This is a genomic window from Rahnella inusitata (genome assembly GCF_965118895.1).
In the GTDB taxonomy this organism is placed as follows: domain Bacteria; phylum Pseudomonadota; class Gammaproteobacteria; order Enterobacterales; family Enterobacteriaceae; genus Rahnella; species Rahnella inusitata_A.
Genome location: NZ_CBCPJJ010000028.1, coordinates 29,669 through 44,167, shown reverse-complemented (window position 1 = coordinate 44,167; position 14,499 = coordinate 29,669). Strand labels below are relative to the sequence as shown.

The window sequence follows — 14,499 nt, the reverse complement described above, 5'->3', positions numbered from 1 at the left end:
TATTCAACGTGGAACCTTAGGATCCTTAGCGATTGTCCCCCCTTGTGTAGGTACTCCAGCGCCGCTTAACCCTCCGGCAACTGGGGGGTGCTGCGAAGACCCAGTGTCTTCTTGTTGAGATACACTTTCGTCTTGATTAACGCTTGTGTTCTCTGATTTTGCTACTCTCCCCGTGTTTTGGTTAGCCCATTGCTGGCTGTTGTCCAATTGTGAATACCCTCCTGTATTCAATCCTGTTTGTTCTGGCGTAGCAGGTGTATTTTGATGTTCATTGAAATGCACGTTCGAATCCGCAGTTCGACCTTCGACATATCCTGGCGTCATAGAATTTACTGTCGCCTGCGAATTTTGAGTTGTATGCGCGTCACCGACATGGCCTGTTTTTTCAGAGGTAGTATTCGTGTTATGAATACCTCTCTCATTTGTGGCTGAGTCCGGAGCTCGACTTTCACCATAACCTGGTGTCATAGAATTACTTGTCGCCTGCGAATTTTGAGTTAAATGTGCGTCACCGACATGGCCTGTTTGTTCAGAGGTAGCATTCGGGTTATGTAAACCTCTCTCATTTAAGGCTGAGTCCGGAGCTCGACTTTCGCCATAACCTGGCGTCATAGAATTACTTGTCGCTGGCGAATTTTGAGTTGTATCAGCGTCACCGACATGGCCTGTTTGTTCAGAGGTTGCATTCGGGTTATGTATACCTCTTTCATTTAAGGCTGAGTCCGGAGCTCGACTTTCGCCATAACCTGGCGTCATAGAATTACTAGTCGCTGGCGAATTTTGAGTTGTATGCGCGTTACCGACATGGCCTGTTTGTTCAGAGGTAGTGTTCTGGTTGTGCATCCCTCTTCCATCAGACACAGGGTTCACTCCACTAACTAACGTAGCTGCGTTTATATGTGCTGGTGTCCCTTGCGGACTTGTAATATCGGATGTTTTGATTGGTTGCTCTGATAATGCAGCGGCATGTTGCTGTCTTCTCATCTGTTCAACCATTTCTTGAGGACTTGATACACCATTACGTGAGAAGCCAGTTTCATTTGCTTGAGTCGGCTGGGTAGAGCTGCCGACTGGCTTAGGGGTACTAATATCATTTATGATGGAACCACTTGATGCTGATTCAGCATTTTGCTTGGTTACAGCTAATGCTTCGTTATACAGAGCAGAGGTCCTGATAGCGGTGGTCTGATTAATAAACTCCTCGCGGTCGGCACCTTGCATCCCTCGGACATCTGCCTCTTTGGTGGCTGCTGTCTGGAATTGCCCGACCTTTTGGCTAAATGCTCCAGCAATTTTGTTATAAGTCTCTCCATCTGCGCTGATATGATCAGCACCAACTCCGGCGTTTAGTTTAACGCCCAGCACCTTGCCAAGACCACCGATGACTCCACCATCACCCACGTCTACGCCACCTCTTATTGTTTGCTGTGACGTTGAATTACTATGTTGTTGAAGAATTGGCGAGAGGCTTCGTGCCGCTTCAGCTCCAACAACTAATGGAGCCGAGCCAGGATTAGCCCGTTCTGTCGCGTTAATCAGACCTTCTACAGATTTGTAATCCTGGAGATTCTGCTGTGCGCTAATTTCGGTGCCGAGTGTCTGACCACTATCATTTCTCCAACTGTTATCTACGGTTGTGTTATTACCCGTTTGGAGTGAACCAGTCGAAATGTTATTGCCTTCAGCATCTTCACGTCGAGACATGTGAACTACACCGACACCATCTTGTGGAACTGCATCAGCCTGAGTTTTAGTGATTAACTGGTTGTCTCGTAAATTTTCTGCTTCTGGCTTCGTGACGGCCAGAACTGTATTCGCACCCGCTTTAGCATCAGTTGCCGCTTTATCTCCGCCGATCCCTTTGCTTACAGTATTGAATGCGCCTTGGTCAGAAATGCCTTGATGAGTTTCGATCTCACCCCGGCGATGTGCCGTATCGACCATCTGCACGCCACGCTCATTGTATGCTGTTTGCTCGCCAGCGATGACCGCAGCACCTTTTTCAGTGGAGTAAGCTGTATTTTCCTGAACCTGCTTAGGACTGTAGCCATTTCCCTCCAGAACACCCATTTGCTCAGCTGAACGGCCAGCGGCAAGAAGGTCACGAGAATCGCTTTCACTTTTACCTGTAGCAGCTTGAATTTCCTTAACGTTTGCTTTCTGCTCACGCATATCATGAGAATTTTGGGTTAAGTGCTCACCTTGGCTTTCGGCCACGCCTTGCTCAATGCCTGCATTGGAACCATATGCAATATGAAGGGCGTCTGCATTACCCTTACGTTGGGCGCTTTCAGTTGAAGAGACAGACTGTGTACGTGAATGAAGCCCACTAAGTGTGCCGCCGGCCGCTTGAAGTTGTCCCTGTCCGGAGGCATGGTCATTTGTAGCGTCTACTGAGGTTCTATCCCTGGAGAAGTCCGTAACAGATTTACCGGTCGTATCCGCAGCTTGTTGAGTACCTTGTGCCGCACCAATCTGAGCTTGGCGTTCAACATTATGAAGGGAGCCTTGCTGATCATTGAGATCTGACAAATTACCGCCAGCTATTCCAAGGCTCGATTTAGAATCTGCTGTTTGCATTGTGTTAGTGACACCACTATTAAGCCTCATCTGGTTCGAAACAGACATATTCTGCGCTTCAGCCGAGTCGCGACGTCCTGCGCTATCACCCACTCCGGTTTCCGTTTGTGTCATCGAGGTACTTTCAGCCATCGTGTACCCGCTTCCAGCATTACCGCCTTCATATCCTTTGGTTGAACCCACCGCGCGGCCAGCATCAACTGAACCGGTCCGTTGGGCTGCACTGCCCATTCCACCCAGAGCATTTATCTGAGAGCCCGCGTTATATACATCGCGGGAATCATTGAAGGCGGAGGCGTTGCTAAGGGCGTCGATATTGCCGCCAAATTCCCCAAAGGTTTTCTCGGTTGCAGCTCCCTGACGCATGCTGTTTAACTGGTGGCCGCGACCTTCTTGGGTAAGCGTCTTTTCGGCACTTTCCTCGTTAACCTTATCAAGACGACCCATTGCCTTCTGACCTAACGCACCAATACCGAAGGCGCTGACACCGCAAATACCGGCAACCAACATTGCTATCTGGACAGCACTTTCGCGGGCCGATGCCATTACGGCCATTGCTTTCATCGCAGCGGAAGGACCCATCTGCACTGCATCGATACCGAGACCCATCGACTTAATCTCACTCATTGCTGTAAGAATTTCGTCTGTTCCTGCCTGTAGTAGCATTGCGTCCGCAATTTGCCAGGTTGTGATAAAGATCCACAGGCCGAAAAGCAGAACAAGGGCTTTCATCATTAGGGGGGTAAAGACAAGAAGCAAAAGCATCGGGGTAATACAGAGAATGATTGCGAGTACGCCGGCCATGATGAAACTTAGCCACTCAGGATTAGTAAGTGCATCGGCCATCCCACCATTAATCATGGCGCGGTTCGTCAGCATTGTCGTAGCAACATCCGGGTTATTTTGCATCATGGCATCGGTAATAGCCTGAGAAACCACGATGTTGCTCATTGCAGAACTAAGGGAAAGCCCAGATGCGCCAAAAATAGTTTGGAAACCAGACTCCATACGACCTTTGCAATCAGCCAGCTGCGAGGCGTTAACCACGTTGTATCCGTTCTTAGAACATACGTCCTGCAATCTGGCACTATATGCAGCAGGATTGCCTAAATCGCTACGTAGGCTCAAATATGCCTGCTCACAAGTAACAGCCACTCCAGAAGGAACTGAAGGGCTTACCCAAGTGGTGTAGGTTGCCTGATTGCGCAAAGGACTTAATGCGGATATGACATCAAGAACAGAAGAACCCGATTTGAGAACACGCGGATCAAAACCGCGTGTTTCTGCTATGGGTTCACACTGATTCCACATAGATTTAATGTTTTCACGCAAGTACGAGTCATATTGCGCCCCGCTCCGGTTTAGGACACCAAGTAACATCTTGATCGGAGTTCCCTCACCGGTGAAACGTGTTGTAGATGCTGTGTCCCGATTAGAGATCTCTACTACGGCTTGATAGACTTGGTTCGTTACACCGGCAGTAAGGATCAGAAAATCGGGGATTCCGCTCACAGCCTGGTATTGGTTACGGCTTTGGTCATAAATATGGATTGTCCCTTTTGGTTGTACCAATCCGAAATACATCATTGTTCCCAAAATGGTAAAGCCCAACCAACCGACGCCCATCTGCCCTTTACCCGTTTCAAGGAACTCTAGCCCTCCCCTTGCTGATTTTAAGAGTAAGGCCGAAATCATCCCCATCACGACAAACGCTGTCACCAACGCTTGGTATTGGTTGTCATTAAAAATGAACTTGATACGCGTGAAGGCATTCACAATGGTTGTGAACCCCCCCATTACAACGTATTCAGCGTCCATCGCAAAAGCAGCAGGACTAACGACTAATAAACTTAGTAGGAGTAATGTTCTTTTATTCATTAGCGTAATCCTTCAGCTGCGCTGTCACTTTTTTGCTGACGTTCCATTTTTTCAAAAGTTTGAGCAAAGTTTTGGTTAAGAACATAGGACTGAAGGCGGCTGGTATATGCGGCTTCTACTTTGGTACTGGCCGTATGTGATTGCTGGATCAGGTCATCAAACTTTGCAATCGCAGGTTTAAACAAATCCATACGACAAGGCTTCGAACCTGCATTCGGGTCCGACATCGGAGAAGAAACCATTTCATTAACTTTGTCGAAGGTGTTTTCGGTATTACGATAAAGGTCAGTAAAAATGAAATAGCTGTAATACAAACCGACGAGCTCTGACAATACGTTAAGGACTACCTCTTCCTGACCAGTAACTACGGCCTGCTTTAACATCACCATGACGGGGAGATTGGTAGAATTAATGAATGCGATATTTTCAGTTGAAAGAGGCTGATTATTTTTCATCCGAGAGACAATGCTCTCCATTTTCTGATATACGACCGTCCGCACTGGACGGGCACCGGATGGAACACACTGCTTATCGATTGTCTTTACAAAAGATCGCCCATTGAGCATGTCGTCTAAGCTGAACTTTTTGTTCTGTGGACAACTTGAAACGCTGGTTGCAACGGGGATCTTGTCGTTGGTTTTCGACTCTATCCAGACATCACCCATGTAACCGCGAATGGTATCTGCGTAGTCGGCCATACCTACTTTTGCTGCTGCTCGTTGAACAATGGAGCCGTGTTGCATCAGATCACGGAATTCGACCGGGCAACCTGAAATCATCGACTTAAGATCTGCGATTGGTTTATCGTCCGCTGCTTTAATTTTCGACGTAGTGTCAGACCACATGCGGTCTGTCGCTTCATCAAGGTTTTTTGTGCCGGTCATCTCAGTCCACAATCCCTGAAGCGCCATTGGGTCACGCTCGATCGCAGCGGTCGCTATAGGTTTAGCCAGTGAACATTCATTAAGCTGAATTCCGTTAAGGAAGTTAGTCAACTGTTCTACCTTGCCGAGCGTATCTGCACACTCTTTGCACATCGTCTTGAGAGCCATATCAAATGCAACGTAAGGAGCTGCTTGCATTGCCCGCTGTGCTTTCTCTACAAGGTAATCCGGGTCAAGGAACGAGAAACCTCCCAAGAATCCATCGATACCACCACAACCTACTGAAAGTCGTGGTGGTGATATGGTAATGGGATAGTCGGTACTGGTTGTAGTGCGTGCGGTAAAGCCCCCCATTGTGTAATAGCCGCGAGTCTGACTATTGAAACTACTTGGCGTGTCATAAATTGCGTTATCAAACCATTTGTCTGCCCAATTGGCAGCATAGGAAGTAACGGGGGAAAGCATCGCCACGAAAATTATAAAAATACCTTTGAGATCTTTCATTTGGGTACCCAACTATTGCGTAATAGGAGTGGTCGCGCTCGCCTGACTGCGAACGTAAAGATGGCCTTGAGGCATTTGGCCGTTAAGTATCCTGATCGCCGTATACGCATCAGAACTGAGGGTGTCTAAAGGAGAGAAGCCGATAGAGAGAGCCCACCATTTATTACGAGGCATGTTTTTCTTAATAAGGACTAGAACGGGTGTGCCACTAACATTGAAATCCGCTTTGGCGTTGGGGTTTTCGGTAATGTCGATGGTTTTGATATACCACCCAGTCATCTTCTGAAATTCTTGCAAAACGGTTAACTGTTTTGCGCAGTAAATACAGCCAGGCTGAACAAAGAAGAGCAAAGCGAATTTATTACGATTCTTAAATAACCCCTCGGTCACGGAATTATTTGGCACAGGATTTTGCAGTGCCGAAACATCCTCACCTGCAAAAGCAAAATGAGTAGGCAATAGCATCATTACGCTGAGTGATATAGCTGCTAATGTCTTCATTTCTTGGCTCCTTTCAATGGGTCAAAGAACCCGTCCTGCTGCTGCTCATTAGTGAAGAATTGGCGAGGGTCAAGATTGCCGCTCAATACGCGAGTCATGTTGTAAATGCTGGTTTTGAGGTTATCGAGAGAATCGACGCCTACGGATACTGGCATCCATTTATCTTTCTCTGAATTGCGTTTAATGAGAATGGTTACTGGAGGACGGTCGATGTTGAATTTCTTACGGACTTCAGGTTGGCGAGTAATATCAATTTCTTTGATATACCAATTTGTATCTCGCTGAAAACTTTCTAAGACTTTGGATTGCTGTACGCAGAAGCCACAATTAGGTGCGGTAAAGAAGATCAGCGCATAATCTTCTCTATTTTTAACAAGGTTTTGCGATTTGAGAGTTTGCTTCTCACGCTGTTTTTCCGCTGTTCCTGGATTGGTAATAGGGTAATCCTGCGCAGAGTTCATTTGCGGATTTTCAAGCATGACATAGCCGGTTAAGTTGGTGAATGCAGCCGACTTACGTCGTGCGGCGTCTTGTACTTTGTAATAATCTAAAACAGCATCTGGAGAGAGCTTAAAGATGGCGTAGTCTCTGGTCTTATCCAGCAACGCCTCGATTTCCTTTGGGTGCATACTAAAAAGTTCTTCAGAAGTGGGTATTGTTGGTCGTGGATACTTTTCATCCTTTTTATCTTCTGTTTTTACGGGCGTTTCATACCAAAACAGGCCATGTTTTGGACTTTTAGCTGCGTCGTCAGCACTTACACTGGCAGATACTTGAAAAGCCAGCAGCGCTACGGACAACGTGATGAATTTCTTGTACATATATTCCTCTACACTGAAATTTTGGCATTTTTGCGCATGCGCAAAACCTTAGAAGATAGGAACTAGGCGTTCGGTATCTGAGATCTTCAATAATCCCCAGTAACGGCTGTCATAGCTGTCTGTCGTGTCACCTACAGCAAAGGCCATGTCAGTGGGGATAACGCCGGTATAACTGAACTGCGGCAGGCTCTTCCCATTGCTATCGCGCAACATTGCCAGCGCTATTTCTGTGCCATCGCAATAGAACTGATTACCCGTTTTGCTCAGGAATTGCCCTCCAATACAGCCCAGCCGTTTGACAAGGTGAGCTTTGCCGCCAGGCAGATATTCATCGGTACGAAGGAATGTCACATATTGGTTTTGCTTTGCCGCAACATCACCAGTGCGATATAAGACGAGCGGATGAACACTATGTGTTGCAGGGACTAAAATATGGGTAAATAGGGTATAGGCTCCCGCAAGAGTGAGAGCCAATGTGGTGGTGTGCAATAATTTTTTTGTTTCCTGTGATGCTCGGGAAAATTTCAATAAGGCAGTTAAGCTCATTATATATTCTCCAGAGTTGAGATAAGTGATTTAACCTTTTCATCTGGAGTCATTACATTCATCCTTTCTAGCAATGTTCGTACCGATGCATCTCCATATACAACACTTGAGGCTTTAGTGACTTTTTCTAAGCCATCACAATAACTTTGAATATTCATGTCAGGTTGATAAATAAGCGCTGGTACTTTATGAATTCCATAAATCCGAAATATCATCGGATCGATGAGCATCTCGGTTCCCCACATTTTACAGTTAGCGCCTTCGCAAGTAGGATCGGCATTCAACACGTTACGGGTTAAGGTAACGGTATCTACCATTTTGCTGATTCCACCGACGGTACCACGCATAACCATTACTCCCCCGACCTTTGATAAATCGCGGGCATAGTTGCGGAGTGTAACCAGTGGCATGCTGCTTGATACAAACATTACGAGCTGGTTACCGGCTAGCGTCGGTCCATTTTTCGTTTCTGTTTCGTCTTTCAAACCAGTTGCAGTAAGAACCTGAGATTTCACAGCATGTTGTTTTTGTTGAAATGCTGCACTGCGTGAAAAGTCAGCAATTGAAGAAGCAAATTGTTTTGCAACTTTCTGCTTGTCTTCAGAAAGTCCCTGCGACATTTCTTTATTGACCTTTGTGGCTTCATCCATCATTTCTTTGTCTATGTTTATTGACAGGCCGTTGTTGCCTGCCGCATACACGCCGAAAGTTGCCACGATAGCCATGAGGAAAATGTGAATGTTACGCATCTTTAGTCTCCTCCTTGATTTCACGCTGTTTAAGTTCCTCACTCATGGCTTCTTTATTATTGATATCAGCAGCAGGCGATTTTGTTAGAAGAACGTAGAACTCGACTGAATATTCAATAAGGATGACCACTGTATAAGCACTGAAATAAATGGTCATGAGTAATATGCAAGATGGCAGGAGAGATAAATCTGTGCCGTAGTAAGCAAGCGTTAATTTATTCATCTCAAGAAAATTTATATAGTCAGAGCTTTTTAATAATAAACTCGCGAACAAACCACCTTTCCAATAAAAAAGGATGATCATTACTAATGGAACTGAGAAAAAATGTTTATTTAGCAAACCCATAATACCTGTCCTCTAATTTGCGCATGCGCAATAAAATGTCAAAGCGCTGAGCCGCTATAGCGAACACAGCAATCCTTCTTCTCAAACATCATCCACATGAAATTGTCTTTGCGTGGGTCGTGCTTGCCACCGGTCCATAGCAATCCTTCTCGTCCAATTGGCAGGCAGGTTGAGCTACGTGTTGGGCGCATCATTTGCAGTTTGAAGCGATCTTTTCGCCAAATTGGGGCGAGCTCGCGATAACAACCATCCTCAGAGGTATTCCAAAGAAGACCTAGTCTTCCCATCATGTAGATTGTTCTGGCTGCTATGCCTGCATTTGCTTCTACATAGTCAGTGGAAGTGATTGAACCTGAGAGAGGGTAAGCATTCCCCCATGACCCCATACACCAGAACAGAGCGTTGATTGGCATCCCAAACGAGGCGGCTGCGGCATCGGCTGAACATGTAATGGTCGAAATAGGATTCGCGAAAAGCAGCGCTTCAGGATTGATGATCAGGCTGAGAATGTCATTGTTCCACTGAGGCAGAATCTCCGTCATCATGGCCACGTCATACCCTTCATCGTCCAGGCAGGGAATGTCGTAGAACATGTTCAAAATTTTCCAGGCCGGGAAAATATAGTAATGAGTCTGCTGAAATACTCGTTTTGATGTGTTGTTCTCATTCATCGCCCCGGAGAGCGTGCCTGGTTTTGGAGTATTCAATGATGTTCCCAAGGGCATCATGCAGTAAGGATCTGAAACCGTATCTATAATGCGTTTAGGTTCCCAGAATGACGTTTTTAAGCCAATGGTCGGAACGGCCCCCCCCTTACAAATACAAACTGGACTGCTGCCACTGGTTGGCGTTTCTTCACCGCCAACAATCTGTACGCCGGCAATGCGCATTGGGAAAATGCAGCTCCACCCAATATCAGTGATTGGATTTAAGAATGAGGTTTTACATTCAGCATGTGCAGCTGGGATGACAGCGTTGAAAGCAGTTGTCATCAGCTCAGATGTTGCAGCCAACATGTCTTTGGACATCGAGCGTAATAAGGCTGTAGACCGGTTAGGATTCCATTCAAATTCACTAATAACTAAATGGGCACCTTCTTGTTCAACAATGGTAGGGGTCACTTTTACATCGAGACGTTTCTGAAGGTTTGAATCAAGAATGAAGGCGGGACGCCCAATGTTTTCACCTTTCTTAGTCACGTCCCCGTGCGTATAGAGCACCATGTCCGTAGCTTGTAGTTTCCCCTTTAACCATTCTTCCTGGCCAGGTGAGATGATCACAATGCGTTGTGGGAGATGTACATATTGGAGTGGGTTGAAGGTGTACCCCTTCGGATAAATGATTCGGCCATCCTTATCAGGAACGTCGATAACAGAGGTATAAAACGGCACGAAGGTTCGTGTCCGGGTTTCTTTGGCATACGGCAAAGGAACGCCCTTAAACGCTCCCCATGAATCACGGTTTTTATTGAGTTCCTTATTCCAGTCTACCGCTTGAACACGTTGTTCTATTTCAGACAAAGCATCAGGCTCAGCGATGTCATAAACCTGGCCGATAGTGTTCCCAACGACGGAAGCGGATGCTGAAAACGATAGTATTGCTGAAGCTAAAAGCGGGATTAATTTCTTCATGGTGCGTCTATTCGTTACGATACATATTTGTATCATAAACTATAATTAATTAGGACACACACTAGATTTTGGTTAATTTTTTATCTGAAATTAAATCTCATTATCCATTTGATAAATAAGCAATTAAAAAAGCCAAGGCGCATGCCTTGGCATGGTCATTTAATTTGTTTTTTCGTAAAAATCCTGAGTGATTTGATTAACGTTGCTTTGGATTTGATCAGTGGTATTTTTTACCATGTCTTCTACATATTCAGTTAAGTCAATTGCACCGAAATCAAGAGCTTGGAACTCATCAGGTGAAAACCCCCTACACTGTGGTGAACCTGAATCACCCCAACCATTGAAGTTCTTAAGCTGCGGGCGGCCTTGCTCATGAATTATTCTGGCCAATTTTGAGTTAAAGCAACAGTAGCTGGTCGCTTTTTGTACACACCCGAGTAAAGGAATTTTCTTTTTGCAGTAAGTGCCGACTTCGTGGCAATACCCAGAACCTGCCTCCATTGCGGTTTCCATCGAGGTTTGATCGCAGGCTTTCATCATGTACTGCATCGCAAAGTAGATAGCGACTGAAATTGCTAATGTAGTAGGGTCAAATGCAACGATCATGGCATTGCCAAAGCCTTGAGCTGCCATAGATGATGCAACCGCGGTATCGCCAGTGGCTGTCATCGCAACAGAATAGTAGGTATATGCTTCTTGAGCCGCGCCGTAAACTTTTGAAATATTACCGGCAGCAGATGCCACAGTACTGATGGGGCCTACAGAATCAGTGAAAACCTTCCCTTCACTTTTGCAGCAATTTTTATAGGCTGTATCGATACCTGCAAGCTTACAATCCTGCGCGCGGCCGCTGAAGATTAAAATCTGGTCTAAGCACACCCCGTCTTCGGTTTTCTTGCCGTCATTTACCAGCATAGAACCATCAATATTGCCCTCATCGACTGGTTTATTAGTACTGATATCAATGCACTTATTTGCAGAGCAGGAGGCTCCCCCATTGTTGTTAAGGCATGAATTGTTAACACCTATCGGACAATAGTTCTCTTGTGTGTCCCATAAGCAAGCTGTCCCGTTCAATGCTCCTTGAGTGCAGCTGTATTGGACTGGAGACTGCGTGGATTTAACGCATTGTCCATTTTCAGGTACATAGCCAGCCTGACAGACTGCTTGTACAGGCCCACCGTCGTTGACGACTTTACATTGTCCGTTGGTAAGTGTGCCAACGCTACACAGGTAGTTGTATCCGGTATTCTCCGTTCTTTTACATTGGCCACCTTCAAGCACGGTTCCGCCAGGGCAATTGAGTTGTGGAACACCCTGATCGTTCTGAACAAGACACGTACCATTGCTTAACGAACCCTGGGTACAAATATAGTTTGGATACATCCAAATCATGCACGCACCGCCCCCTGGCATCGGGATATTCTGCGTGGCGATCACGGATGAATTTTTGGCGGGACAGCTGCCAGGTAATTGGTTCATACATGCGGGCTGGCCTGCATAAGATACGATGCCACCATTCCCCTTTCCCTGACAGTTCATTGATGGTGCAATTTCAGACTGGGTTATGCAGCGTCCATTTTGAATGAATCCTCCGGCGGGACAGCTTTGTGACGGAGATGAATAGTCGTAACGCGCACATCCACTTCCTGTCGATACATAGCCGGAAGGGCAATATGCTGTAGGGGAAAGGTATTGTTCCTGAAGGCAGCGACCATTCTGAATGAAATAGCCGCTTGGACACTGACTACCGAAAGGCGCGTAGTCATATTTCATGCAGGCGCCGGTCGATAGCATGGTGTATCCCGACAAACAGGAGGTATTAGCAGGCGTCGTATGTTTTATTGTTGCCATGTTGCATGACTGATATTCTCCTTCATCCCCGAGATATCCATTGTTATTCAAGTCTTGGCCACAAACGTAATTCGGCGACGGTGTAACGGCAGCGCTGACAGGCATTACTCCAATAATCATGACAAAGTGCGTGACCACTAAAATTGCACTGATTATTTTTTTAATAAATTCCATTATGTCTCTCACTTACCATCAGGTTTTTTTGGAGTCCCGGAGCTGCAAATCATGTCCTGACCACCCTGTCGGATGACTTGCATGATCGCGGCGGCTTCTGCGAATTCATTTAGACACTGGCAAGCTTTTACGACTTCTTCACCGGCGCTGGCTGGGCATTGATTGTTACTGCCGCACTCGTAATAGAAGTTGTCGTATTTAGTGACTCCAGTCTGATTATTTCTGTCCACTTGGCCGCTGATAGCCATGTCGGGTGCAATCTTCGGCTTGCGGGTTTTGCACATGTTTACGCACGGACCAACGGTTGGCATATCTGGCCAAAACAACTCACCGGCTCCGTAAGTGACGTTCCCATTCGAAAACATTTTGTCTTTGTAATCGCCAGGCGTGACTGTCTTATCGACATAAGCCTTTCGCGCAATTATGTTGTCGAAGTTATTATCAGTACGGGTGTTGCATCGGTAAGTGCGTTTCTTCTTGAACCAGTCTCTTTTAACAGCGATTGAGCAGAAGTTTCCCTGAACTACTTGAGTTTGGGCGAGGGGGATTAGACCGGTGTTAATGCTGCTGGTGAATGTTTTAACTCCATCCACTGTTTCATCGACTAGTTGGCAGTCTCGGTCATTTTCGTAAGCAGTACAGGTATTGGTGACATTTTCATTGCCCTCTTTACAGGACAGGTCTGTTTTTATCCTAACCAGTGCATAACCTTCACCTTTACCACTCACTTCCACGCGAATTTTAAAGGAGATTTGACCTTCTTTATTCAGATACTGCTTAAAATCCATATTAGGATTCTGGTTCCAAGATTTACCTAATTCACATGCTCCCGGAACTGGGCCAGCATCGCTCCAATTATTATAAGGACCAGACCAAACAACTTTATCTCCCGCCCATAACTGCATCCAGTCATCGAAGACAGCATTGATCAAAGTGGCATTAACAATACGGTCCGGCTGCTTCACGAAGAAGTTAGATGTGACCTCAAAATATTTACATGTACCACTCCAGTAGTCGTCTCCTAACCTGCCGAGAACGAGCTGTAAGCAATCGGCCCCACACTGCTGAACGGTCCCTTCTCCACCGTCAAAGCTGATCACGTCATTGAGGGTAGGCTCATTGAGGGCGACGGAACGCGTGATATCACAATTACGAAAGTCTGATTGCTCGTTTGGATTTAGGCTCCCATTAGTGATCATCTTGTAAGCTGTGCTTGTTGTCGTTGCATCGCCTGCATCGGTTTTCATCGCGTTATAGTTATCCTGGTAATTCAAGATCTTCTTACCGTCAGAGGTACCGAAGAAGTTTTTTGAATCGCCCATAGAACACGAAGCGGTTTCACCCCCGACGAAAGATGCGGAGACTCCATCAACTTTAATTTGGCTTAGCGTGAACCAAGGATTCGCTTTTGAAAGTGCTTGTGAAGCCCCCCCACCCAAGTCATTCAGTACTTGCCCCAGATTGTTCCAGGCCAAATTATTACCGCAGCTGTTATTGATGCAGTAGCAGCCCCCTAAATCACTCATAGCCACACTTTTGCGGCCGAGTTGATACGTCTGAGCGTCTGCAACCCATGCCCAAGATTTGCAGGTAGCAGCATTGTTAGCGTCTGAACATGTCTGGAAACCATTGCTGCATACCACGGAAATGTTCCATCCTGGGGATGAAGTCATATTGAGACTGCCGTTCATATCGGTATCCTGCATGATATTTAGCAATTTCAGGTCACCATTCGCCGCAGGTTGAACGAGCATTCGCATGAATTCCGATGTTCCCTGACATACGGCTTTTCCGTTAAAGGATGTTTTGCCATCATATGTCGTCATTGTGGCATCGCCGGAAGCAGGTCTTATTTGACTGGTATTAAGTCGGGAAGCGGAGTTTGTTTGCCCCTGAACAGTGGTATTAATGGATGAAGCCAGATCCTTACTTTTTGAGATATCGGCGACATTGGGTTTGATTGGGTTTTGCGCATGCGCAAAAAAAACAGGGAGCATTGCTGCCCCCAGAAATAGCCTAAGTAAGTTCATT

The 14,499-nt window shown here is 46.2% G+C and carries 10 protein-coding genes; all 10 read right to left on the bottom strand.

What is annotated here, in order from left to right:
• Positions 1-3 precede the first annotated feature (3 nt).
• The 10 genes from ACMHLI_RS22185 to ACMHLI_RS22140 all read right to left on the bottom strand — a co-directional run bounded on the left by ACMHLI_RS22185 (position 4) and on the right by ACMHLI_RS22140 (position 14,498).
• A complete protein-coding gene (locus tag ACMHLI_RS22185; RefSeq protein WP_413531340.1) occupies positions 4-4,458 on the bottom strand; it encodes a conjugal transfer protein TraG N-terminal domain-containing protein in 4,455 nt (1,484 codons plus the stop codon).
• Positions 4,458-5,846, bottom strand: coding sequence for a conjugal transfer protein TraH (locus ACMHLI_RS22180; protein WP_413531339.1), 1,389 nt, complete (start codon positions 5,844-5,846; stop codon positions 4,458-4,460). The genes ACMHLI_RS22185 and ACMHLI_RS22180 overlap by 1 nt, the downstream gene beginning before the upstream one ends.
• A 12-nt stretch (positions 5,847-5,858) precedes the next feature.
• Entirely contained in the window at positions 5,859-6,347 is a 489-nt protein-coding gene (gene traF / locus ACMHLI_RS22175) for a conjugal transfer protein TraF (RefSeq protein WP_119823581.1), read from the bottom strand.
• Positions 6,344-7,168, bottom strand: a complete 825-nt coding sequence (locus ACMHLI_RS22170; RefSeq protein ID WP_413531338.1) for a conjugal transfer protein TraF — start codon at positions 7,166-7,168, stop codon at positions 6,344-6,346. Before ACMHLI_RS22170 ends, traF begins: the two co-directional genes overlap by 4 nt.
• Positions 7,169-7,216: 48 nt before the next feature.
• On the bottom strand, positions 7,217-7,714 hold the full coding sequence (locus ACMHLI_RS22165; protein ID WP_119823577.1) for a S26 family signal peptidase: 498 nt from the start codon (positions 7,712-7,714) through the stop codon (positions 7,217-7,219).
• Positions 7,714-8,463, bottom strand: a complete 750-nt coding sequence (locus tag ACMHLI_RS22160; protein ID WP_119823575.1) for a type-F conjugative transfer system pilin assembly protein TrbC — start codon at positions 8,461-8,463, stop codon at positions 7,714-7,716. Before ACMHLI_RS22160 ends, ACMHLI_RS22165 begins: the two co-directional genes overlap by 1 nt.
• Entirely contained in the window at positions 8,456-8,809 is a 354-nt protein-coding gene (locus tag ACMHLI_RS22155) for a hypothetical protein (protein WP_119823573.1), read from the bottom strand. Before ACMHLI_RS22155 ends, ACMHLI_RS22160 begins: the two co-directional genes overlap by 8 nt.
• A 38-nt stretch (positions 8,810-8,847) precedes the next feature.
• Positions 8,848-10,440 (bottom strand): TraU family protein, encoded by a 1,593-nt coding sequence (locus ACMHLI_RS22150; protein ID WP_413531337.1) that lies wholly within the window; start codon positions 10,438-10,440, stop codon positions 8,848-8,850.
• A 159-nt stretch (positions 10,441-10,599) separates the two neighbouring features.
• Positions 10,600-12,468, bottom strand: a complete 1,869-nt coding sequence (gene traN / locus ACMHLI_RS22145; RefSeq protein ID WP_413531336.1) for a conjugal transfer protein TraN — start codon at positions 12,466-12,468, stop codon at positions 10,600-10,602.
• 8 nt (positions 12,469-12,476) lie between these two features.
• Positions 12,477-14,498: a conjugal transfer protein TraN gene (locus tag ACMHLI_RS22140; protein WP_413531335.1), complete on the bottom strand. Its 2,022-nt coding sequence runs from the start codon at positions 14,496-14,498 to the stop codon at positions 12,477-12,479.
• Position 14,499: the final 1 nt, after the last annotated feature.